The sequence below is a fragment of the Porphyrobacter sp. THAI-01a genome (assembly GCF_056868655.1).
On record NZ_CP180579.1, the window covers coordinates 17357 to 37251 of the forward strand.

Consider the following 19895-nt stretch of genomic DNA (forward strand, 5'->3'; position numbering starts at 1 on the left):
GGTACTCTCCGGTTGCGATTTGCAACTTGTCATGCGCCGCGCGGCTCCCGTCAATCCTTTATCAGCGCCCTCAGCCCCTCCACCCGGTCCGCCTCGTGCGCAGGCTTGTCCCAGCGGATGCGGTGGATGCGGGGGAAGCGCATGGCGAGGCCGGACTTGTGGCGCTTGCTGGCGTGCACCGAATCGAAGGCGACCTCGAACACCAGCTTGCGCTCCACCTCGCGCACCGGGCCGAACTTGTTGAGGGTGTTCTGCCGCACGAAGCGGTCGAGCTTCTTCAGCTCCTCGTCGGTGAAGCCCGAATAGGCCTTGCCGACCGGGAGCAATTCCGCGCCTGCATCGGGATCGCCGTCCCAGCAGCCGAAGGTGTAGTCCGAATAGAAGCTCGACCGCTTGCCGCTGCCGCGCTGGGCATACATCAGCACGCAGTCGATCAGCAGCGGATCGCGCTTCCACTTGTACCACAGGGCGACCTTGCGGCCCGCCACGTAGGGGCTGGTGCGGTGCTTGAGCATCAGCCCCTCGATAGCCTCGTCGCGCGCGGTGTCGCGGATCGCGGCGAGGGCGGCGAAGTCTTCGGCCTCGACCAGTTGCGAGAGATCGAAGTGGCTTTCCGGCAGGCGCGGCATCAGCGCCTCCAGAGTTGCGCGGCGCGACTCCCACGGAGCCTCGCGCCAATCGTGGCCTTCGAGCAGCAGCACGTCGTAGAGCCGCACGAAGGCCGGATATTCGCGGAGCATCGCCCTGGAGACGGTCTTGCGCCCAAGCCTTTGCTGGAGCGCGTTGAAACTCGCCGCGCCGCCCGCCTCGCCGCCCTGCGCGGAGCCGCGCACCAGCAATTCGCCATCCAGTACCGCGTCCATCGGCAGGACATCGAGCAGTTCGGGGAATGTCGTCGATATGTCGTCGCCCGAGCGCGAATAGACCCGCGTCTCTCCGCCCGCCCGGACCAGCTGCACCCTTATGCCGTCCCACTTCCACTCGGCGGCATAGTCCGCGAGATCCACCTCCCCGTCCTCGAGCGGGTGGGCGAGCATGAAGGGGCGGAAACGCGGCACGCCGGCGAGGTCGGGGGCGGGAGCGCCGTCCGCGGCCCATGCGAAAAGTTCGGTATAGGGCGGGCCGAGGGCGTGCCAGTATTCCTCGACCTCCTCCACCGGGACATCGAAGGCCAGCGCAAAGGCGGTCTTGGCGAGGCGCGCCGAAACGCCCACCCGCATCCCGCCGGTGGCGAGCTTGATGAGGGCGTAGCGGCCCTTGGCATCGAGCCTGTCGAGCAAGCCGGGCAATTCGCGCGGCGCGCTGGCGCGGGTGAGGGCGGACAGGCGCTCGACCACCTCGGCGAGCGACAGGTCGGGATGCGGGGCCGGATCGTCCGGCTCGGGCCACAGCAGGCTTGCGGTCTCGGCCGTGTCGCCCACGAAATCGCGGGAGAGCGCCCACAGCACCGGATCGACCCGCTCCATCATCAGATTGCGCACCGTCGAGGACTTCACCGCCGGAAAGTCGAGCCCGTCGGTCAGCGCCGCGAGCGCCCAGCCGCGGTCGGGATCGGGGCTCTCGCGCAGATAGGCGGCGATCAGGGCGAGCTTGCGGTTGCGGCTGGTGGTGTAGACCAGTGCATCCAGCAGGGCGGCGAATTCCTCCATCAGGTGCGACCAACCGGTTCATTGCGCCGACATACGGATGCGCTAGATAGCGTGACCGACGCGCCTTTGCCTTGCGTCTTCAACAAGGAACCGCCTGCATGACGTTCTCGCCTCTCGCTGCCTTCGGTCTTGCCCTCGCCGCTGTTGCGGTGCCCGCCGCCGCGCTTGCGCAGGACCCGGCGCCGACTGCGCCCGCCCCGGCCTCGCTGTTCTCGATCGACACCCCGATCGAGGCGCTGATGGCCGACGAGCGCGCCAAGGCCGTGCTCGCCAAGCACCTGCCCGGCATCGACCAGCACCCCGCCTACGACCAGTTCAAGGCGCTGAGCCTCAAGACCCTCGCGCCCTTCTCGCAGGGGCTGATCACCGACGAGATGCTCGCCAAGATCGACGCCGATCTGACCGCCATTAAGTAAGCCGTGTGCGAGGGCGGGGGTGCTAGTCATCCTCGTCCTCGTAGCCCACCAGCGCCAGCGCGCGGGCGCGGCGCTGGGAGAGATCGCACCAGCGCAGCAGCGCCTCCTCGCGACCGTGGGTGATCCAGGTTTCCTGCGGGTTCACCTCCGCGATGGTGCGGGTGAGTTCGCCCCAGTCGGCATGGTCGGAGATGACCAGCGGCAGCTCGACCCCGCGCTGGCGGGCGCGCTGGCGCACGCGCATCCATCCGCTCGCCATGGCGGTGACGGGTTCGGGCAGGCGGCGGCTCCAGCGGTCGTTGAGCGCGGAGGGCGGCGCCATTACGATGCTGCCGCGCATCTGGTCCTTGGTTGCATCGCTGACGAGCCGCAGGTCGCCCAGCGCCACGCCGTGCTCCTCGTAGAGATTGCACATCGCCTCCATCGCGCCGTGGAGCCAGATCGTGTCGCTGTGGCCCGCCCGCCGCAGTTCCGCGATCACCCGCTGCGCCTTCCCGAGCGCATAGGCGCCGACGAGGATGCAAGAATCGGGGTTTTCCGCGCGCGCCTCGAGCAGCTTGCCGATCTCCTCGGCGATGGGGGGATGGGTGAAGACCGGCAGGCCGAAGGTCGCCTCGGTGATGAAGATGTCGCAGGGGGTGACTTCGAAGGGCGCGCAGGTCGGATCGGCGGCGCGCTTGTAGTCGCCGGTGATCACCACCCGCTCGCCCGCGTGCTCGAGCAGGATCTGCGCAGAGCCGAGCACGTGCCCCGCGGGCAGGAAGGTCGCCGAGACACCGCCGCCGAGGGGGATCGTCTCGCCATATTCCACCGGCACCGCGCCTTGCGAAGTCGCGTAGCGCAACTTCATGATCGCCAGCGTCGCCGGGGTGGCGATGGTCTCCCCGTGCCCGCCGCGCGCGTGATCGGCATGGCCGTGCGTCACCAGCGCGCGCGTCACGGGACGCGAGGGGTCGACCCAGATATCGGCGGGGACGACATGGATGCCCCACGGCTCGGGCCGGATCCAGGAGAAGGGGGAGCTCATCGTGGTCTAAACAGAAAGGGCGCGGAAGAGGTTCCTCTCCCGCGCCCCGAATGTCGTGCGGCCTGCCTCAGCCCTCGTCGGTCTCGGCGGCGGGATTCTTGGCTGCGGGCTTCTTCTTCGCCGCCGCCTTCTTGACCGGCTTCACCTTGGGCGGGGCCGGGGTCATCTCGAAGGCGGGCTTGCCGTCCTTGATGCTGACATGGACCTCGCCGCCTTCGGACAGCTTGCCGAACAGCAGTTCCTCGGCGAGCGGCTGCTTGATCTTCTCCTGGATCAGGCGGGCCATCGGGCGGGCGCCGTAGAGCTTGTCGTAGCCCTTGTCGGCGAGCCAGCCGCGCGCGTCGCTGTCGAACTGGATGTGGACGTTCTGTTCGGCCAGCTGGAGTTCCAGCTGGAGGATGAACTTGTCGACCACCCGCGCCACGGTGCTCTTGCCGAGGTAGGCGAAGGGCACGATCGCATCGAGGCGGTTGCGGAATTCGGGGGTGAACATCTTCTTCACCGCCTCGTCGCCCGCATCCTCCTTCGACACGTCGCCGAAGCCGATACCCTGCCGCGCCATGTCGGCCGCGCCCGCGTTGGTGGTCATGATCAGGACCACGTTGCGGAAATCGACCGTCTTGCCGTGGTGATCGGTCAGGCGGCCGTTGTCCATCACCTGCAACAGGATGTTGTAGAGGTCGGGGTGGGCCTTCTCGATCTCGTCGAGCAGCAGCACGCAATGCGGGTTCTGGTCGACGGCATCGGTGAGGAGGCCGCCCTGATCATAGCCGACATAGCCCGGAGGCGCACCGATCAGGCGGCTGACCGAGTGGCGCTCCATGTATTCGGACATGTCGAAGCGCTTGAGCTCGATCCCCATGATCGTGGCGAGCTGGCGGGCGACCTCGGTCTTGCCGACGCCGGTGGGCCCGCTGAACAGGAACGAGCCGATCGGCTTGTCCGGATCGCGCAGGCCTGCGCGGCTCAGCTTCATGGCGGTGGCGAGGCGGGTGATCGCCTCGTCCTGCCCGAAGACGACGTGCTTGAGATCGCGTTCGAGGTTCTCGAGCGCCTTCTTGTCGTCCTTGCTGACCGACTTGGGGGGGATGCGCGCCATCGTCGCGATGACCTGTTCGATCTCGCGCGCGGTGATGGTCTTCTTGCGGCGGCTGGGCGGCACGAGCATCTGCATCGCGCCGACCTCGTCGATCACGTCGATCGCCTTGTCGGGGAGCTTGCGGTCGTTGATGTAGCGAGCCGAGAGCTCGACAGCGGTCTTGATCGCGTCGGGGGTGTACTTGACCTTGTGGTGATCCTCGAAGGCGGTCCTGAGGCCCTTGAGGATCTTGATCGTGTCCTCGATGGTCGGCTCGTTCACGTCGATCTTCTGGAAGCGGCGCAGCAGGGCGCGGTCCTTCTCGAAGTGGTTGCGGAACTCCTTGTAGGTGGTCGAGCCGATGCAGCGGATCGCGCCGCTCGACAGCGCGGGCTTCAGCAGGTTCGAGGCGTCCATCGCCCCGCCGCTGGTCGCGCCTGCGCCGATCACGGTGTGGATCTCGTCGATGAACAGCACCGCGTTCGGCATCGCCTCGAGTTCGGTGACGACCTGCTTCAGCCGCTCCTCGAAGTCGCCGCGATAGCGCGTGCCCGCAAGCAGCGCACCCATGTCGAGCGAGTAGATCACCGCCTCGGCGAGCACCTCGGGCACATCGCCCTCGACGATCTTGCGCGCGAGGCCCTCGGCGATCGCCGTCTTGCCGACGCCCGGATCGCCCACATAGAGCGGGTTGTTCTTGGAACGGCGGCACAGGATCTGGATCGTCCGGTCGACCTCGGGCCCGCGGCCGATCAGCGGATCGATCTTGCCGCTTTCCGCCTTGGCGTTGAGGTTGACCGTGAACTGGTCGAGGGCGGTTTCCTTCTTGTTGCCGCCCGTCTCCTTGGTCTGTGCGGCTTCCTCGGCCTTGTCGGTGCCCTGCGGCGTCTTGCTCTCGATCTGGCGGCCGCCCTTGCCGATGCCGTGGCTGATGTAGCTCACCGCATCCAGACGGCTCATGTCCTGCTGCTGGAGGAAATAGACCGCGTAGGAATCACGCTCGGAGAACAGAGCGACCAGCACGTTGGCGCCGGTCACGGTATCCTTCCCGGAGGACTGCACATGCAGGATCGCGCGCTGGATCACCCGCTGGAAGCCGGCGGTCGGCTGCGGATCGGCGCCGTCCTCGGTCTTGAGGCTCTGGTATTCCTGATCGAGATACTGCTTCACGACCTCGCCCAGTTCGGCAAGGTCGACCCCGCAGGCGGCCATCACCTGCGCCGCGTCCTCATCGTCGATCAGCGCGAGCAGCAGGTGCTCGAGCGTGGCGTATTCGTGCCGCCGTTCCGACGCGTTGCCGAGCGCGTTGTGCAGCGTGCGTTCGAGGTTCTGGGCGAAGCTGGGCATGGGGGAGGCCTTTTCAGCGGAGAGAGGATGCCCGTGGCGAGCGGACGGTGAGAGCCATTTTCCGACAATATGGGGGGACGGACAGGAATTGCGAATCCCCGTGTGGCAATACGAAGGAAGCCCCTGTCCGGATCATCCCGGCCCCTTCGCGAACAGCGCATCGGCAGCGGCGCGGTGGGCGGCGGCCTTGGCACTGTGCGCCCTGACCCGCGCGATCTCCGCTTCGAGCAGCGCGATCCGCTCGTCCAGCTCGGCTTGCGAATAGGGGCCGAGGTCCTCGCGTGCGAGGCGACTCGCTGCATCTCCGACAGGCCGCGGGCGATCGGGTTCTTCCATTGCGCCCGCAGCATCCGCCCCAAGCGGCTTGCTGTCAATCGGCGAGAGGGTTATTCGCAGCTGCAAGATGGTTAAATTGTGGGGTTGGGGGCGCAGCTGATGGTCGCGAGCAACGGGGCGGAACTGCCCGAGGTCATGCAATCGATTGGCTTCGACGCACCCGGGGGCCCCGAGGTGTTGAAGCTCCAGACCTCGCCCCTGCCGCGCCTGCGCCCGGACGACGTGCTGATCCGCGTTGCCTATGCCGGGGTCAACCGCCCCGACTGCCTCCAGCGTGCCGGCATGTATCCCGCCCCTCCCGGCGCCTCGCCGCTGCTCGGGCTGGAGGTTGCAGGCGAGGTCGTCGCGGTCGGCAACGAGGTCCCGCGCGAGATGATCGGGCAATATGTCGCCGCGCTCACCCCGGGCGGGGGCTATGCCGAATATTGCGCCGCCCACTGGCAGCACACCCTGCCGGTACCCGAGGGCATGATGCTCTCGGAGGCCGCCGCGCTGCCCGAGACCCTGTTCACCGTGTGGCACAACCTGTTCGAGCGCGGCCTCGCGCGCGACGGGGAGCGTGTGCTGGTCCACGGTGGCACGAGCGGGATCGGGACGACGGCGATCCTGCTCGCCAAGGCCTTCGGGATGGAGGTGATCGTCACCTGTGGCGACACCGCCAAGTGCGCTGCCGCCTCCCGCATCGGCGCGGACCTCGCGATCAACTACCGCGAGACGGACTTCGTCGAGGCGGTGATGGCGCACACGGAGGGCAAGGGCGTGAACGTGGTGCTCGACATGGTGTCGGGCGATTATGTCGCGCGCAACCTCAAGTGCCTCGCCGAGGATGGCCGCCATGTGACCATCGCGGTGCTGGGCGGCGCAAAAGCGGAACTAAGCATGGCGCTGGTGATGATGAAGCGGCTGACCCTGACCGGATCGACCCTGCGCCCGCGTTCCGATGCCTTCAAGGCCGCGCTCGCCGACGAGATCGCCGACAACGCCTGGCCGCTCTTCGCCGACGGGGAGCTTGCGCCGGTGATGGACACGACCTTCCCGCTCGCCGAGGCCGCCGCTGCCCATGCCCGGATGGAGGCGGGCGAACATGTCGGCAAGATCGTGCTGGAGGTCGCGGGCGATCAGGCGTGAGCCTCGGCCGGCGCGAAGTTGCGCCGGTATGCTGTCGGCGAGCACCCAAGCTGCCTGCGGAAGTTCTGCTGGAGGCTGGTCGCCGACCCGAAGCCCGATAGCTCCGCGATCCGTTCCACCGGCAGCCTCGAGGTCTCGAGCAGCTCGCGCGCACGGGCGATCCTGGCGCGCAGCACATAGGTGCCGGGCGCGCAGCCGGCCCGGGCGGAGAAGGCCCGCGCCAGGGTCCGCAGGCTCATCCCCGCTTCTGCGGCGAGCCGGCTGACGGGCCAGTGCTCCGCAGGGCGCGACAGGATCTGCGCCATCAGCGCCGCCAGCCGGTCCGTCTGCTGCGGCGCGCGCATCGAATCGTCGAACTGGCGCTGGTCGCCTTCGCGCTGTGCCGGGAGCACCAGCCGCTTGGCGACTGCGTTGGCGCGCGCCACGCCGTAATCCTGCCGGACGATGTGCAGCAGCAGATCGATCCCCGCCGCCGATCCGGCCGAGGTCAGCACCGCGCCGCCATCGGCGTAGAGAATGTCCGACGCCACCGTGACCTGCGGATAGCGCCGCGCCAGCAGGGGTGCGTGGAGCCAGTGCGTCGTCGCGCGCTTGCCATCGAGCAGACCGAGCTCAGCGAGCAGGAAGGCGCCCGAGCAGATCGAGGCGAAACGCGCCCCGCGGGCATGGGCGGCGAGCAGGGCATCGCGGAGGCTTTCGGGGACGGACGGGTCGGCGGGTTTCCACCCCGGTATGACGATCAGGTCCGCCGCTTCGACCAGCGCCAGGTCGCCATCGACCGAGAGGTTCCAGCCCTGCGAGGTGCGGATCGGCTGACCGTCGACCGAGGCGAGGGCGAAGCGGTACCATTCCGCACCGAATTCCGGCCGCCGCAGTCCGAAGATCTCGGCCGGCAGGCTGAGCTCGAACATCGGCGCGCCGTCGAAGCCGAGTGCGACAACCATCGGCCCACCGGGCGCTGGCGCGTGCATTGGCAGAATCCTTTTTGTGAATGGCAATCCGGCCAATTGTCACGATGGCCTGCCCGAAGCAACAGACTGTCCCGAGCACAACCACCGGAGAGCACCGCATGGCCCCCCTGACCCTTCACGAAGATCCCCGCAGCGGGAACTGCTACAAGATCAAGCTCACTGCCGCTCTGCTCGGGGTGCCGCTGGCGACCCGGCAGTACGACATCACCAGCGGCGAGACGCGGACGCCCGATTTCCTCGCGAACATCAACGCCAACGGGCGCATTCCGGTGCTCCAGATCGGGGAGGGCCCGGAAGCGCGCTTTCTCCCGGAAAGCAACGCCGCCTGCTGGTATCTCGCCCATGGCTCCGAGCTGATCCCGGCCGAGCGCATCGCGCAGGCCGATATGCTGCGGTGGATGTTCTTCGAGCAGTACAATCACGAACCCAACGTCGCGACGCTGCGCTTCTGGATGAGCATCCTGGGCGAGGCGAACCTCACCGACGACCAGCGCCGCATCCTGCCCTACAAGCACGAGGCGGGGGAGGCGGCGCTTGCGCTGATGGACCGGCACCTTGCCGACAACGCCTTCTTCTGCGGCGCGGCCCCGACGCTGGCCGACATCGCGCTGTTCGCCTACACCCATGTCGCCGACGAGGGTGGCTTCGCCCTGGGCGATTACCGGCACGTCACCGGCTGGATCGCGCGGATCGAGGGGCTTCCCGGCTTCGTCCCGATGGACTGACCCCGCGCTGCGGCAGACCCGCGTGCGAGCGTCTTGATTTGTCGCACGGCGGTCATAAGCTGGTCGCCAGCAGGTTGCACAGGGTCATCTTCGACGCCTTTGCCTTTCGGAAAGTGACGCGAAACCGTCATTTGCTTGTGAGTCCGCTGTAACATTTCGCTGTCATGGGGGAGGGGACGCGAGAGATCACACGCGAGGGATCTTCATGACCGGTGCCGAAATCAACGACCTGATCAGCGACAACATCGCCAGCTTCCCGCTCGGCGGCCCGCGCACCCCCGAACCCGAGGGACGCGCGCGGCGGTCCTATCGCACGGTCTGGATCAGTGACGTCCACCTCGGCACCAAGGGTTGCAATGCCGACCTGCTGATCGACTTCCTTGACTCCGTCGACAGCGAGACAATGTACCTCGTCGGCGACATCATCGACGGCTGGCGTCTCAAGAAGAAGTTCTACTGGCCCGCCGCGCACAACGACATCGTGTGGCGCATCATGAAGCGCGCCCGGCGCGGCACGCGGGTGGTCTACATCCCCGGCAACCACGACGAGATGTTCCGCCAGTTCACCGGATTGAACTTCGGCGGGATCGAGATCCGCCGCGCCGCCTTTCACGACACCGCCGATGGCCGCCGCCTGATGGTGCTCCACGGCGACGAGTTCGACGCGGTGATGCTCTCGCACCGCTGGCTCGCCTTCGTGGGCGATCATGCCTACCACCTGATGATGAAGTGCAATCTCGCGGTCAACACCGTGCGCCGCTGGATGGGCAAGCCCTACTGGTCGCTCTCCAAGGCGGCCAAGCACAAGGTCAAGAACGCGGTCGAGTTCATCGGCAAATACGAGGAAGTCGTCGCCCGCGCCGCCGGCGAGCGGGGGGTCGACGGGGTGGTGTGCGGGCACATCCACACCGCCGAATTCCGCACCTTCCAGCACAACGGCAGGCCGATCGAATACTGGAACGACGGCGACTGGGTCGAAGGATGCAATGCCCTCGTCGAGCATCACGACGGGCGCATGGAAATCCTGCACTGGCCCGAAGAGATGAAGCGCCGCGACGGGGAAGCCGCAGTCGAGGTCGAGGCGCCTCTGCGCCCGGCCCGGGAGGCGGCGTGAACCGCCTGACGACGATTCTTCCTGACGGCGCCGAGCCGGGAGGACCCGTCCCGGCCTCGATCGCCATCGTCACCGACGCTTGGCATCCCCAGACCAACGGGGTCGTCCGCACGCTGTCGACCACCTGCGAGGTGCTGCGCGGCTGGGGGCACCAGGTCACGGTGATCAGCCCCGAGGGCTACCCGTCCATCCCCGCGCCGACCTATCCCGAGATCCGCCTCGCCCTGACGGCGCCGGGTGCGGTCGGGCGGCAGCTTGCCCGGATCGCGCCCGAGGCGGTGCACATCGCCACCGAAGGCCCGCTCGGCTTTGCCGCGCGGCGCTATTGCCTCGGTCGCAAGGTGCCCTTCACCACCGCCTACCACACCCAGTTCCCCGATTACCTCGCGCGCCGCACCGGCCTTCCGGCGAGCGTCTTCTGGCCCTATATCCGCTGGTTCCACCGCCCGGCGCAGCGGATCATGGTCGCGACCGAGACGATCCGCGCCTGCTTGCGCGAACAGGGCCTCACCCAGCTCACCCACTGGAGCCGGGGCGTGGACCTCGCCTGCTTCTCGCCCGACGCGCCGCCCCCGACGGAATATGCCGGCATCGAAGGGCCGATCCTGCTCTATGTCGGTCGCGTGGCGGTGGAGAAGAACATCGAGGCCTTCCTCGCCTGCCCCTATCCCGGCACCAAGGTGGTGGTGGGTGACGGCCCGGCGCGCGCGGCCCTGCAGGCGAAGTTTCCGCAGGCCCTGTTCCTCGGGAAGAAGAGCGGGGTCGAGCTCGCGGGCTGCTATGCCGGGGCGGACGTGTTCGTATTCCCGAGCCGCACCGACACCTTCGGCCTCGTCATGATCGAGGCGCTTGCCTGCGGCACCCCGGTCGCCGCCTTCCCGGTGCCGGGGCCGCTCGACATCGTGACGAGCAAGGTCGGCGCGCTGCACGATGACCTCACCCGCGCGATCGACGCCGCCCGCTACTGCGACCGCGCCGCCTGCGCCGCCTACGGGGCAAGCTACTCGTGGGAGGCCGCGACACGGCAGTTCCTCGCAGGGCTCGTGGCGCTCGAGGAGGAAGAGGCAGTCAGCCTTCAGGCCATGCCCGCTTTCTGAATCCATTTCTTGCCGTTTCGCCCCGTTTCGCCTATCTGAGACTCCAAGACGGCCGCTCCGAAAGGGGCGGCCCTTTCATTTTCAACGGAGATTCCCCCATGGCGACCAAGGATCAGCCCAAGCCGCTGATGCCCCATGCCACCGCGACCTGGCTGGTGGACAACACCGCGCTCAGCTTCGAGCAGATCGCCGAGTTCTGCGGCCTCCACATCCTCGAAGTGCAGGCGATGGCCGATGACCTTGCGGGCAGCAAGTATACCGGCCGCGACCCCGTCCACTCGGGCGAGTTGACCCAGGCCGAGATCGAAAAGGGCCAGAACGACCCGTCCTATGTGCTCAAGATGCACAAGGCCCCGGTCGAGGTGACCCGCACCAAGGGCCCGCGCTACACCCCCGTGTCGAAGCGCCAGGACAAGCCCGACGGCATCGCCTGGATCCTGCGCAACCACCCCGAGGTGTCGGACGCGCAGATCTCCAAGCTGATCGGCACCACCCGCAACACCATCGGCGCGATCCGCGATCGTTCGCACTGGAACATCCAGAACATCACCCCCAAGGACCCGGTGACGCTCGGCCTGTGCTCGCAGCGCGAACTCGACGCGATGGTCGCCAAGGCGGCCAAGCGCGCCGGGATCACCGAGGACGCCGACGCCGCCGGCAAGCCGGAGCGCAACGATCGCGAGAAGCTGATCGAGGAACTGCGTGCCGAGCGTGACGCGCAGGCCAAGGCCGCCAGCGAGGCCGCGCAGGAAGCCGAGGCCGAAGCCTGGCTCGCCCGCCGCCGCGCCGCCGAGGCCGAGGAACAGAAGATCGACCCCGAGAGCGGGTTCATCTGAGAAGCTGAGCTTCGAAGGAACAATTCGTCGCCCCGGACCTGATCCGGGGCGACGCTGTTTGCGGGGCGGCGGAAACCGCGAATTTTCCGCGAGTTTCGCTTGTGCGCCAAGCCATTGTGCGCCACACTAACTGACATGACTGTCAGTAGCATCGCCCGCCCCGAAGCCGCCTATCACCATCCGGTCCCGCTCGACAGCCGGTTCGCGCCGATGAGCCTGCCGGCGATGCTCGAGCGCACCCTGCACCGCAACCCGCAGGCGCCGTTCCTGCATTTCCTCGGGCGGACCTACAGCTACAGCCACATCCACAACCAGGCGCGCAGCTTCGCCGCCGGGCTTCAGGCGCTCGGCATCGCCAAGGGCGACCGGGTCGGCCTGTTCCTCCCCAACGTGCCGATCTACGCCGCCGCCTATTACGGGGCGATGATGGCGGGCGCGGTGGTGGTGAACTTCTCGCCGCTCTACTCGGTCGAGGAGCTGTCCTGGCAGGTCGCCGACAGCGGCACGAAGGTGCTGGTGACGCTCGACGTGCCGGAACTTTACAAGACGGCGTCGAAGGTGCTGGAAGCCTCCGCGCTGGAGACGCTGGTGGTCGGCAGCCTCGCCGAGATGCTGCCGTGGTACAAGGGGCTCGCACTCAAGCTGCTGAAGCGCAGCCAGATCGCCGAGGTCGCCTATGGTTCCGCGATCCGCAGCTGGGCCGACATGACGCCGGACCGCGCGCCCGCGCCGGTCGAGGTGACCCCCGACGATCTCGCCCTGCTGCAATATACCGGCGGCACCACCGGCCGGCCCAAGGGCGCGATGCTGGGGCATGACCAGCTTTCGGTGAACGCCCAGCAGGTCGCCGCGCTCAACCCCTTCGGCAATCCGGCGGGCGAGGTGTTCATGGGCGCGCTGCCCTTCTTCCACGTCTTCGCCAACACCGCGCTGCTCAACCATGCCTGCGTCACCGGCGCCTCGATCGCGATGGTGCCGCGCTTCGAGACCAAGCAGGTGCTCGAAACCATCGAGCGGTATCGCTGCACCGGTTTCCCGGGCGTGCCGACGATGTTCCAGGCGATCCTCGACCACCCCGACCTCGCCAAGACCGACCTTTCCAGCCTCAAGGTCTGCATCTCGGGCGGCGCGCCGATGCCGGGGCCGGTGCACGAGCGGTTCGAGGCGGTGACGGGGGTGCGGATCTGCGAGGGTTATGGCCTCACGGAAAGCGCGGGCGTTGTTTCGGCCAATCCCTATGACGGCACCCGCAAGCGCGGCACCATCGGCCAGCTTATCCCGGGAACCGAGGTGATCCTGCTCGACAAGGAGGACCCGACGAAGCTCGCACCCCAGGGCGAGCCGGGGGAGCTGGCGGTCCACGGCCCGCAGGTGATGCGCGGCTACTGGAACCGGCCCGAGACCGACGCGGAGACCTTCGTCACCATCGAGGGCAAGCGCTACCTGCGCACCGGCGATGTCGCGCGGGTGGACGCGGACGGCTTCCTCGAGATCGTCGACCGCATCAAGGACATGATCGCGGTGGGCGGGTTCAAGGTCTTCCCGAGCGTGGTCGAGGACGTGATCCTCGAACATCCGGCGGTCAAGGAGGCGCTGGTGATCGGCGTGCCCGAGGAATATCGCGGCGAGGTGCCGCGCGCCTATGTCACCCTGAACGAGGGCGCGACCGCCACGGGCGAGGAGCTGGCGGGCTGGCTCAATTCCCGCATCGGCAAGCACGAGCGGGTCGACATGGTGGTGGTGCGCGAGAGCCTGCCGAAGACGATGATCGGGAAGCTCGACCGCAAGACCCTGAGGGCCGAGGTGCTCTGAAGGCCTTCCCGTTCACCGAATGTTTCACGTGAAACATCGCCGCAAGCGCCGGTGACGCGGGGAAAAGGCGCGGCAACCGCCTCGCTACGACCATCGCACCACCATCGCACGACCGCGCGATGACAGCGGCACCCCCGGAGCCGCCCAGCCCATGACCGGACAGGCGGCCTGACCCGGACTTACTCCGCGGCTTCGACCTGCGCGCTCGGCACGGCCTTCACCGGCTGGCGGGCGTTGGGAGCGAAGCGGCCGTCGACTTCAGCACCCTGCTCGATGGTCAGGGCGTCGTAATGGACATCGCCCTCGATCCGGGCGCTCTTGAGGATCACCAGCTCGCGCGCGGTGATCGAGCCGGTGACGCGCCCCGCAAGCCGGGCGCTCTCGGCGGTTACGGCGCCGTTGATGGTGCTTTTCTCGCCCTGCACCAGCGCGGCGCAGGTGATGTCGCCCTCGACCGAGCCGTCGATGTGCAGATCGGCCGAGGCGCCGATGTTGCCCTTGATCGTCACGTCCGCGCCGATCACGGAAAAGGTCGAACCCGATGCCATCGTGCTGCTCCTGCTAACGGGCCGCGCGGGCGGCGGGCTGGACAGATCCGGCTCGGCGGACTTCCTTGAGAACATCGGGGGCGGCCTCCAGAAACGGGCGCGGATTGACCGCGCGATCATTGATGCGGACTTCGAAATGCAGGTGCGGCCCCGTCGAGCGCCCGGTGTTGCCGAGCCCGCCGATGGTGGCCCCGGCAGCAACCTCCTGCCCGACCCGCACGCCGATGCGCGAGAGGTGCGCGTAGCGGGTCAACATTCCGTTACCATGGGTGATCTCGATCGCCTGGCCATAACCCGATTTCCACCCGGCGAAGGTCACGCGGCCCTCGGCGGCGGCGAAGATCGGCGAGCCGATCGCGCCGCGGAAGTCGATACCGGAATGCATCGCGGCATGGCCGTTGATCGGATCACGGCGATAGCCGAAGCCCGAGGTGATGTTCTCGACCGATGCGGGAACGACCTGCGGGATGCCGTCCATCGCGCGCTCGAGCACGGCCATGCGCGCCAGGCTGAGGCCGAGCCGCTCGAAGCGCGGGTCGATGTCGTCGGCGTCGAGGATCGCCTCGAAGGGACCGCCCATCGCCTGCTGGGCCTGGCGGCTGAGGAACTTGGGATCGAGATTGAGCTTGCGGATCGCGGCCTCGGCGCGGCGGGCGCGGGCATCGGCGAAACGGGTGAGACGCTCGGCAAAGGCGATCTGGCGGGCCTCGATCTCGGCGAGGCCGCGCGCCTGCGGAATGAGGGCGCTGACCTTCTTGACCGTCTCGCTCGCTGCGGCGGTCGAATCGCTCACCGTGCCGGTCGCCGCGCCCTCGGCGACCATGTCCTCGGGCAGCATCCGTGCCATTTCCTCGAGGAATTCCTGCCGCTGCTGGAGATCGTCCACCACCTTGTCGAGATCGCCGCCATAGGCTTCGAGCCGTTCGCTCGCCGAAGCCACGCGGGCCTTTTCCAGCGCGAGCGAGGCGAGATCGGATTCGGCGCGATACTGGCCCCAGGCCATCACCGCGAGCGCCACCAGCCACAGGAAGGCCATCGCCACGACGCCGGCGGCGACGCGCATCTGGAGCTTTGCAGAAACCTTGATGAAGCGCACCTGCCCGTCGGCGCGCATGAAGAACTCGCGATCCGGGAACCACTGTCGCAGCCGGTCCCCCCACGCCTGTGCGCTATTCCTGTGTGACAATTGCGGCCCCGATTTTCTATCTATGCCCCGGGCGAGGCCGCTATCAAGCCGATCACCTATGGTCGAATCCTATGTGGCGCTCGCAGGTGAATCGAAAGGGAATCGCGGCGAAGCGAAAGGGGCGGGGGCGCGGCTCTCTCGCGCACCCGGAGATTCGGCCCAAGTTGGGCGAATCGCCCCTGCGGCGAGAGGCCTGACAGGCGGGCGCGGCGGTGCTAGAGCCGTCCCTCATGACGCAGACCGCCACCCTTTCCGCCGCCGATCCCGAAGCGCTCGTAACCGGGCTGGCCCGGGCTGCCCGCAAGGCCCAGCGCGCGCTCGCCGCGATGCCGAGCGCGGCCCGCGCCGCCGCGCTGCACCGCGCCGCCGATGCCCTGCGCGCGGCCGCGCCGGCGGTGCTCGAGGCCAATGCGAAGGACGTAGCGGCCGGGCGGGCGAACGGTCTCTCGGGCGCGATGCTCGACCGGCTGGCGCTCGACGAGAAGCGGCTCGCGGGGATCGCCGACGCGGTCGCGGCGGTTGCCGGCCTGCCCGATCCGGTGGGTCAGGTGATCGACCGTAGCGAACAGCCCAATGGTCTGAAATTCCAGCGCATCCGGGTGCCGATCGGCACCATCGGGATCATCTACGAAAGCCGCCCCAACGTCACCGCCGATGCCGCCGCCCTGTGCGTGCGCGCGGGCAACGCGGCGCTGCTGCGGGGGGGGAGCGAGGCGGTCCATTCCAACCGCGCGATCCACGCCGCGCTGGTGGAGGGCCTCGTGGCGGGCGGGGTTCCGGCAGAGGCGGTTCAGCTCGTCCCCTCGCAGGACCGCGCCTGCGTTGGCGCGATGCTCACCGCGAGCGGGCTTATCGACATGATCGTGCCGCGCGGGGGCAAGAGCCTCGTCGCGCGGGTGCAGGCCGATGCGCGCGTTCCCGTGCTCGCCCATCTCGACGGGATCAACCACACCTATGTCCACGCCGCCGCCGATCCGGCGATGGCGCGCAGCATCGCGCTCAACGCCAAGCTGCGCCGCACCGGGATCTGCGGGTCGATGGAGACGCTGCTGATCGATTCGGCCTTTCCCGATGGCGCCGGGCTGGTGGCGGCGCTGATCGATGCGGGCTGCGAGGTGCGCGGCGATGCCCGCGCACAGGCGCTCGATGCGCGGGTCATCCCTGCCAGCGCCAACGACTGGGACACCGAATATCTCGACGCGATCCTCTCGGTCGCGGTGGTCGACGGGCTGGAGGAGGCGCTCGCCCACATCGCCCGCCATTCCTCGGCCCACACCGACGCGATCGTGACCGCCGACGAGGGCGTGGCGGAACGCTTCCTCGCCGAGGTCGACAGCGCCATCGTCATGCACAACGCCTCCTCGCAATTCGCCGACGGGGGCGAGTTCGGGCTGGGCGCGGAGATCGGCATCGCCACGGGGCGGCTCCATGCACGCGGGCCGGTCGCGCTCGAGGGGCTGACGACCTACAAGTGGCAGGTGCGCGGGAGCGGGCAAACGCGCCCCTGACCCCGATGTCCCGACCCTACCTGACCGGGCTTCTCGGGGGCAGCTTCAATCCCGCGCATGGCGGGCACCGGCGCATCACCCTGTTCGCCGCCGACGCGCTCGGGCTGGACGAGACCTGGTGGCTGGTCTCGCCCGGCAATCCCCTGAAGCCCGTCAAGGGCATGGCCCCGCTCGAGGCGCGGCTGCGCTCGGCCCGGCAGCAGGCGCGCCGCGCGCGGATCGTGCCCACGGCGATAGAACGGCAGCTTGCCACGCGCTTCACGGTCGACACGCTGGGGAAGCTCGTCCGGCGCTATCCGCGGCGGCGCTTCGTGTGGCTGATGGGGACCGACAATCTCGCCCAGTTCCACCTCTGGCGCGACTGGCGGAGGATCGCGCGGACAATGCCGATTGCGGTTGTTGCAAGGCCGGGCTATGATGCGCAAGCCATGACGAGCCCCGCCATGGCCTGGCTCCGGCGCTATATCGTGCCCGCCGCCAGCATTCGGAAACGGGGGCAATGGAGCGCACCGGCCCTGGTGTTATTGCGTTTCGATCCGGATCACCGCTCGGCCACGGCCATCCGCCGTGCCAATGCCGGGTGGGCCGCAGGTTTGCTGACCCCGGATCAGGACGCGCCCGTGCGCGATCGGCTGACATTCCGCAGCATCAGGTCTTGGGAGGACGCATGAGGCGCACCATATGCGTTTGGGCAGCCTCCCCGGCCCGCCTGCATGATGGACGCCTTCATCGCCCCGAACTCTGGAGATACCCGATTGCCGATGACCGAAGCCTTGATCGCCTCCCTGCCGCAGGGGGCCGTGCAGGCCGCCGCCGGTGCGGCCAACGCGCTGGCGCGCTCTGACATGGGCCCGGCCGCGCTGCACGCGCTCGTGCTCGCCCAGCTTGACGATGATCAGGCGCAGGACGTCGTCTCGATCCCGCTCGAGGGCAAGAGCTCGATCGCCGATCACATGGTGATCGCGAGCGGGCGTTCGACCCGCCAGGTGGCGTCGATGGCGCAGAAGCTCGCCGAGAAGATCAAGCAGGCAGGCTATGGCCACGCGCGGGTCGAGGGGCTTCCGGCCGCCGACTGGGTGCTGATCGACGCGGGCGACGTGGTGATCCACCTGTTCCGCCCCGAGGTGCGCAGCTTCTACAACCTCGAGCGGATGTGGAGCTTCGAGGGGTCGGAAACGTCGATGCTGGGTAGAAACTGATTTTCTTTGCGGGGGCGCCTCCGCGCGCCCGTCCCCGGTGAGCCTTGTGTTCCGCAGCCCATCCGGGCTGCGAAATCCTCGCTCACGCGGCCTGAGGGCCGCATCGCTGCGGGCGGGCGTTCGCCCTTGCGGTCCGCACGCGGACCGAAATCGCTCTGCAAGTTAGAGGGTGGGCTTTATTCTCCTCCACATCATCGCGCGCGGAAAGATCGGCCGGTCGCCGGAGGGCGAGCTGGTCGATCGCTATGCCAAGCGCCTGACATGGCCGGTGAAGCTCACCGAATGGCCCGATACTGGCGCGGGCAAGGCCGCCGACCCGCTCACCCCCCACCGCACCGTCCTGCTCGACGAGCGGGGGAAGGCCATGACGTCGGAAGCCTTCGCGCAGCTGCTCGGCAAGTGGCGCGATGAGGGCGTGCGCGAGACCCGCTTCCTGATCGGCGCGGCGGACGGCCATTCGGACGCCGAACGTGCCGCCGCCGACCTCCTGATCGCCTTCGGACCCGCCACCTGGCCGCACATGCTGGCCCGGGCGATGCTGATGGAGCAGCTCTACCGCGCCACCACGATCCTTGCAGGCCATCCCTATCATCGGGCATGACGTCGCCATGCGGGGCGCGAACTTCCTGACCCTCACGGCGATCTGCGCCGCGGCCACGGCGCTGGGCCTCGCGCTGCCCGCGACGCTGGCCGCGCCGGCGGTTGCGCTGCTCGAACCGGCCGAGGCCGAGGCCGCGCTCGCCCGCGCCACCCGCGAAAGCCGCCTCGCCGAGGGCCGCGCCGCGCGGCTCACCGCCGAGGCCGAGGCCGCGACCGAGGCCGCGCAGAAGACCGCCAGCGAGGCCGCCGCGCTCGCCGCCCGCATCCAGCAGGCCGAAGCCGACATCGAGGCCGCGCGCGCCCGCCTGACCATCGCGAAGGACCAGCGCGCCCGCCTGACGGCAAGGCTCGCCGCCAAGCAGGAGCCGACCGCCCGCCTCGCCGCCGCACTCCAGACCGCCGCCCGCCGCCCGCTGGCGCTGGCCGCGCTGCAACCCGGATCGCTCACCGACGTCGTCCATGTCCGTGCCGTCATGGCGAGCGCGGTGCCGCAGATTCGCCGGCGCACCGCGGCGCTGCGCAGCGAGCTCGAACGGGGCCGCGCGCTCGAAAGTCAGGCCGCCGCCGCGCTCGACCAGCTGCGCGAGGGCGAGGACGTGCTGCGCCAGCGCCGCAGCGAACTCGCCGCGCTCGAGAGCCGCCAGCGCCTCGCCTCGCGCACGGCGCGGGGGGCGGCGCTGCGCGAGGCCGAGCGCGCGCTGGCGCTGGCCGAGGAGGCGCGCGATCTCGACGGACTGGTCGGCAAGCTCGGCGAGGTGGCGGCGCTGCGCAGCGAACTCGCCGCCCTGCCGGGGCCGGTGCTGCGCCCCACGGACCTCGCCGCCGCGCTTCCCGTCGACCCGGCGCCCGTCCCCGCCCCGAGCGCCAGCGCCCCGCCGCCGGCCGCCTTCCAGCTCCCCGTGCAGGGCCGCACGCTGATCGGCTTCGGCGCGCGGCGGGAGAGCGGCCTCGCCTCGACCGGCCTCACGCTCGCCCCCGCCCCGGGCGCGCAGGTCGTCGCGGCCGCGCGCGGGCGCGTCGCCTTTGCGGGGGCCTATCGCGGCTTCGGGCGAATCGTCATCATCGAGCACGCCGGCGGCTGGACCAGCCTCGTCACCGGGCTCGCCGAGGTCGAGGTTGCGGTCGGCGACACGGTGATCGGCGGCAGCCCCCTCGGGCGGGCGAGCGGCGGCAAGGAGCCCGTGACGATCGAGCTGCGCCAGGGCGGTAAGCCGGTCAACCCCTTGCAATACCTGCGCTAATCCCGCCGGGCACGGAAGGTTTCGCGGCCTGCCTGTCCCTCGCCGGAGCACATGCACGCGTCGAGGCGTGTCTATCT

At 68.9% G+C, this 19895-nt stretch carries 19 protein-coding genes; 12 read left to right on the top strand and 7 right to left on the bottom strand.

The annotated features are described in order from the left end of the window. Nucleotides 1-50: 50 nt before the first annotated feature. Entirely contained in the window at nucleotides 51-1649 is a 1599-nt protein-coding gene (locus ACMX37_RS00095; RefSeq protein WP_483146953.1) for a cisplatin damage response ATP-dependent DNA ligase, read from the bottom strand. A gap of 98 nt (nucleotides 1650-1747) precedes the next feature. On the opposite strand from ACMX37_RS00095, the gene ACMX37_RS00100 reads away from it, so the two are divergent. Continuing rightward, nucleotides 1748-2065: a hypothetical protein gene (locus ACMX37_RS00100; RefSeq protein ID WP_483146954.1), complete on the top strand. Its 318-nt coding sequence runs from the start codon at nucleotides 1748-1750 to the stop codon at nucleotides 2063-2065. 22 nt (nucleotides 2066-2087) lie between these two features. On the opposite strand, the gene ACMX37_RS00105 is transcribed toward ACMX37_RS00100, so the two are convergent. The 3 genes from ACMX37_RS00105 to ACMX37_RS00115 form a co-directional block, all read right to left on the bottom strand. After that, a complete protein-coding gene (locus tag ACMX37_RS00105; RefSeq protein WP_483146955.1) occupies nucleotides 2088-3092 on the bottom strand; it encodes a ligase-associated DNA damage response exonuclease in 1005 nt (334 codons plus the stop codon). A gap of 67 nt (nucleotides 3093-3159) precedes the next feature. Beyond that, nucleotides 3160-5517, bottom strand: a complete 2358-nt coding sequence (gene clpA / locus ACMX37_RS00110) for an ATP-dependent Clp protease ATP-binding subunit ClpA (protein ID WP_088912841.1) — start codon at nucleotides 5515-5517, stop codon at nucleotides 3160-3162. 132 nt (nucleotides 5518-5649) lie between these two features. After that, on the bottom strand, nucleotides 5650-5853 hold the full coding sequence (locus ACMX37_RS00115; RefSeq protein ID WP_088912840.1) for a DUF1192 family protein: 204 nt from the start codon (nucleotides 5851-5853) through the stop codon (nucleotides 5650-5652). Between the two features lie 99 nt (nucleotides 5854-5952). On the opposite strand from ACMX37_RS00115, the gene ACMX37_RS00120 reads away from it, so the two are divergent. Next, complete coding sequence (locus ACMX37_RS00120) at nucleotides 5953-6981, top strand: NAD(P)H-quinone oxidoreductase (protein WP_483146956.1); 1029 nt, start codon at nucleotides 5953-5955, stop codon at nucleotides 6979-6981. Here the strand turns inward: ACMX37_RS00120 and ACMX37_RS00125 are convergent. Continuing rightward, a complete protein-coding gene (locus ACMX37_RS00125) occupies nucleotides 6972-7952 on the bottom strand; it encodes a helix-turn-helix domain-containing protein (RefSeq protein ID WP_483146957.1) in 981 nt (326 codons plus the stop codon). The two genes, ACMX37_RS00120 and ACMX37_RS00125, sit on opposite strands and share 10 nt — an antisense overlap. 98 nt (nucleotides 7953-8050) lie before the next feature. Here ACMX37_RS00125 and ACMX37_RS00130 point away from each other — a divergent pair, with 98 nt between their 5' ends. The 5 genes from ACMX37_RS00130 to ACMX37_RS00150 all read left to right on the top strand — a co-directional run bounded on the left by ACMX37_RS00130 (nucleotide 8051) and on the right by ACMX37_RS00150 (nucleotide 13536). Then, the gene (locus ACMX37_RS00130) at nucleotides 8051-8677 is read left to right on the top strand and encodes a glutathione S-transferase family protein (protein ID WP_483146958.1); all 627 of its coding nucleotides are present in this window, start codon (nucleotides 8051-8053) and stop codon (nucleotides 8675-8677) included. A 205-nt stretch (nucleotides 8678-8882) separates the two neighbouring features. Next, nucleotides 8883-9791 carry a UDP-2,3-diacylglucosamine diphosphatase gene (locus ACMX37_RS00135; protein ID WP_483146959.1) on the top strand — a complete coding sequence of 303 codons (909 nt, stop codon included), beginning with the start codon at nucleotides 8883-8885 and terminating at the stop codon, nucleotides 9789-9791. A gap of 5 nt (nucleotides 9792-9796) precedes the next feature. Next, on the top strand, nucleotides 9797-10888 hold the full coding sequence (locus ACMX37_RS00140) for a glycosyltransferase family 4 protein (RefSeq protein WP_483148431.1): 1092 nt from the start codon (nucleotides 9797-9799) through the stop codon (nucleotides 10886-10888). A gap of 98 nt (nucleotides 10889-10986) precedes the next feature. Then, complete coding sequence (locus ACMX37_RS00145) at nucleotides 10987-11724, top strand: DUF1013 domain-containing protein (RefSeq protein WP_088912836.1); 738 nt, start codon at nucleotides 10987-10989, stop codon at nucleotides 11722-11724. A 135-nt stretch (nucleotides 11725-11859) separates the two neighbouring features. Then, complete coding sequence (locus ACMX37_RS00150) at nucleotides 11860-13536, top strand: AMP-binding protein (protein WP_483146960.1); 1677 nt, start codon at nucleotides 11860-11862, stop codon at nucleotides 13534-13536. Nucleotides 13537-13715: 179 nt separating this feature from the next. On the opposite strand, the gene ACMX37_RS00155 is transcribed toward ACMX37_RS00150, so the two are convergent. Together ACMX37_RS00155 and ACMX37_RS00160 are read right to left on the bottom strand one after the other, a co-directional pair. After that, on the bottom strand, nucleotides 13716-14084 hold the full coding sequence (locus ACMX37_RS00155; protein WP_088912834.1) for a bactofilin family protein: 369 nt from the start codon (nucleotides 14082-14084) through the stop codon (nucleotides 13716-13718). A 13-nt stretch (nucleotides 14085-14097) separates the two neighbouring features. Then, on the bottom strand, nucleotides 14098-15198 hold the full coding sequence (locus ACMX37_RS00160; RefSeq protein ID WP_483146961.1) for a peptidoglycan DD-metalloendopeptidase family protein: 1101 nt from the start codon (nucleotides 15196-15198) through the stop codon (nucleotides 14098-14100). Between the two features lie 284 nt (nucleotides 15199-15482). On the opposite strand from ACMX37_RS00160, the gene ACMX37_RS00165 reads away from it, so the two are divergent. From ACMX37_RS00165 to ACMX37_RS00185, 5 genes are all read left to right on the top strand, one after another. Further along, nucleotides 15483-16778, top strand: a complete 1296-nt coding sequence (locus tag ACMX37_RS00165; protein ID WP_483146962.1) for a glutamate-5-semialdehyde dehydrogenase — start codon at nucleotides 15483-15485, stop codon at nucleotides 16776-16778. A gap of 5 nt (nucleotides 16779-16783) precedes the next feature. Continuing rightward, nucleotides 16784-17449: a nicotinate-nucleotide adenylyltransferase gene (locus ACMX37_RS00170; protein ID WP_483146963.1), complete on the top strand. Its 666-nt coding sequence runs from the start codon at nucleotides 16784-16786 to the stop codon at nucleotides 17447-17449. A gap of 174 nt (nucleotides 17450-17623) precedes the next feature. After that, a complete protein-coding gene (rsfS, locus tag ACMX37_RS00175) occupies nucleotides 17624-17977 on the top strand; it encodes a ribosome silencing factor (protein ID WP_483148432.1) in 354 nt (117 codons plus the stop codon). A 178-nt stretch (nucleotides 17978-18155) separates the two neighbouring features. Then, nucleotides 18156-18578, top strand: a complete 423-nt coding sequence (locus ACMX37_RS00180) for a 23S rRNA (pseudouridine(1915)-N(3))-methyltransferase RlmH (protein WP_483148433.1) — start codon at nucleotides 18156-18158, stop codon at nucleotides 18576-18578. A gap of 7 nt (nucleotides 18579-18585) precedes the next feature. Then, on the top strand, nucleotides 18586-19818 hold the full coding sequence (locus tag ACMX37_RS00185; protein WP_483146964.1) for a murein hydrolase activator EnvC family protein: 1233 nt from the start codon (nucleotides 18586-18588) through the stop codon (nucleotides 19816-19818). The last annotated feature ends 77 nt before the right edge of the window (nucleotides 19819-19895 follow it).

What these genes read in the sequence shown, in the direction of transcription:
- clpA (WP_088912841.1), bottom strand. Translation starts at nt 5,517, where the DNA reads ATGCCCAGCTTCGCCCAGAACCTCGAACGCACGCTGCACAACGCGCTC.
- ACMX37_RS00115 (WP_088912840.1), bottom strand. Translation starts at nt 5,853, where the DNA reads ATGGAAGAACCCGATCGCCCGCGGCCTGTCGGAGATGCAGCGAGTCGC.
- ACMX37_RS00125 (WP_483146957.1), bottom strand. Translation starts at nt 7,952, where the DNA reads ATGCACGCGCCAGCGCCCGGTGGGCCGATGGTTGTCGCACTCGGCTTC.
- ACMX37_RS00100 (WP_483146954.1), top strand. Translation starts at nt 1,748, where the DNA reads ATGACGTTCTCGCCTCTCGCTGCCTTCGGTCTTGCCCTCGCCGCTGTT.
- ACMX37_RS00145 (WP_088912836.1), top strand. Translation starts at nt 10,987, where the DNA reads ATGGCGACCAAGGATCAGCCCAAGCCGCTGATGCCCCATGCCACCGCG.
- rsfS (WP_483148432.1), top strand. Translation starts at nt 17,624, where the DNA reads ATGGGCCCGGCCGCGCTGCACGCGCTCGTGCTCGCCCAGCTTGACGAT.
- ACMX37_RS00155 (WP_088912834.1), bottom strand. Translation starts at nt 14,084, where the DNA reads ATGGCATCGGGTTCGACCTTTTCCGTGATCGGCGCGGACGTGACGATC.
- ACMX37_RS00095 (WP_483146953.1), bottom strand. Translation starts at nt 1,649, where the DNA reads ATGGAGGAATTCGCCGCCCTGCTGGATGCACTGGTCTACACCACCAGC.
- ACMX37_RS00150 (WP_483146960.1), top strand. Translation starts at nt 11,860, where the DNA reads ATGACTGTCAGTAGCATCGCCCGCCCCGAAGCCGCCTATCACCATCCG.
- ACMX37_RS00135 (WP_483146959.1), top strand. Translation starts at nt 8,883, where the DNA reads ATGACCGGTGCCGAAATCAACGACCTGATCAGCGACAACATCGCCAGC.
- ACMX37_RS00120 (WP_483146956.1), top strand. Translation starts at nt 5,953, where the DNA reads ATGGTCGCGAGCAACGGGGCGGAACTGCCCGAGGTCATGCAATCGATT.
- ACMX37_RS00105 (WP_483146955.1), bottom strand. Translation starts at nt 3,092, where the DNA reads ATGAGCTCCCCCTTCTCCTGGATCCGGCCCGAGCCGTGGGGCATCCAT.
- ACMX37_RS00185 (WP_483146964.1), top strand. Translation starts at nt 18,586, where the DNA reads ATGCGGGGCGCGAACTTCCTGACCCTCACGGCGATCTGCGCCGCGGCC.
- ACMX37_RS00130 (WP_483146958.1), top strand. Translation starts at nt 8,051, where the DNA reads ATGGCCCCCCTGACCCTTCACGAAGATCCCCGCAGCGGGAACTGCTAC.
- ACMX37_RS00160 (WP_483146961.1), bottom strand. Translation starts at nt 15,198, where the DNA reads ATGCGCGCCGACGGGCAGGTGCGCTTCATCAAGGTTTCTGCAAAGCTC.
- ACMX37_RS00170 (WP_483146963.1), top strand. Translation starts at nt 16,784, where the DNA reads ATGTCCCGACCCTACCTGACCGGGCTTCTCGGGGGCAGCTTCAATCCC.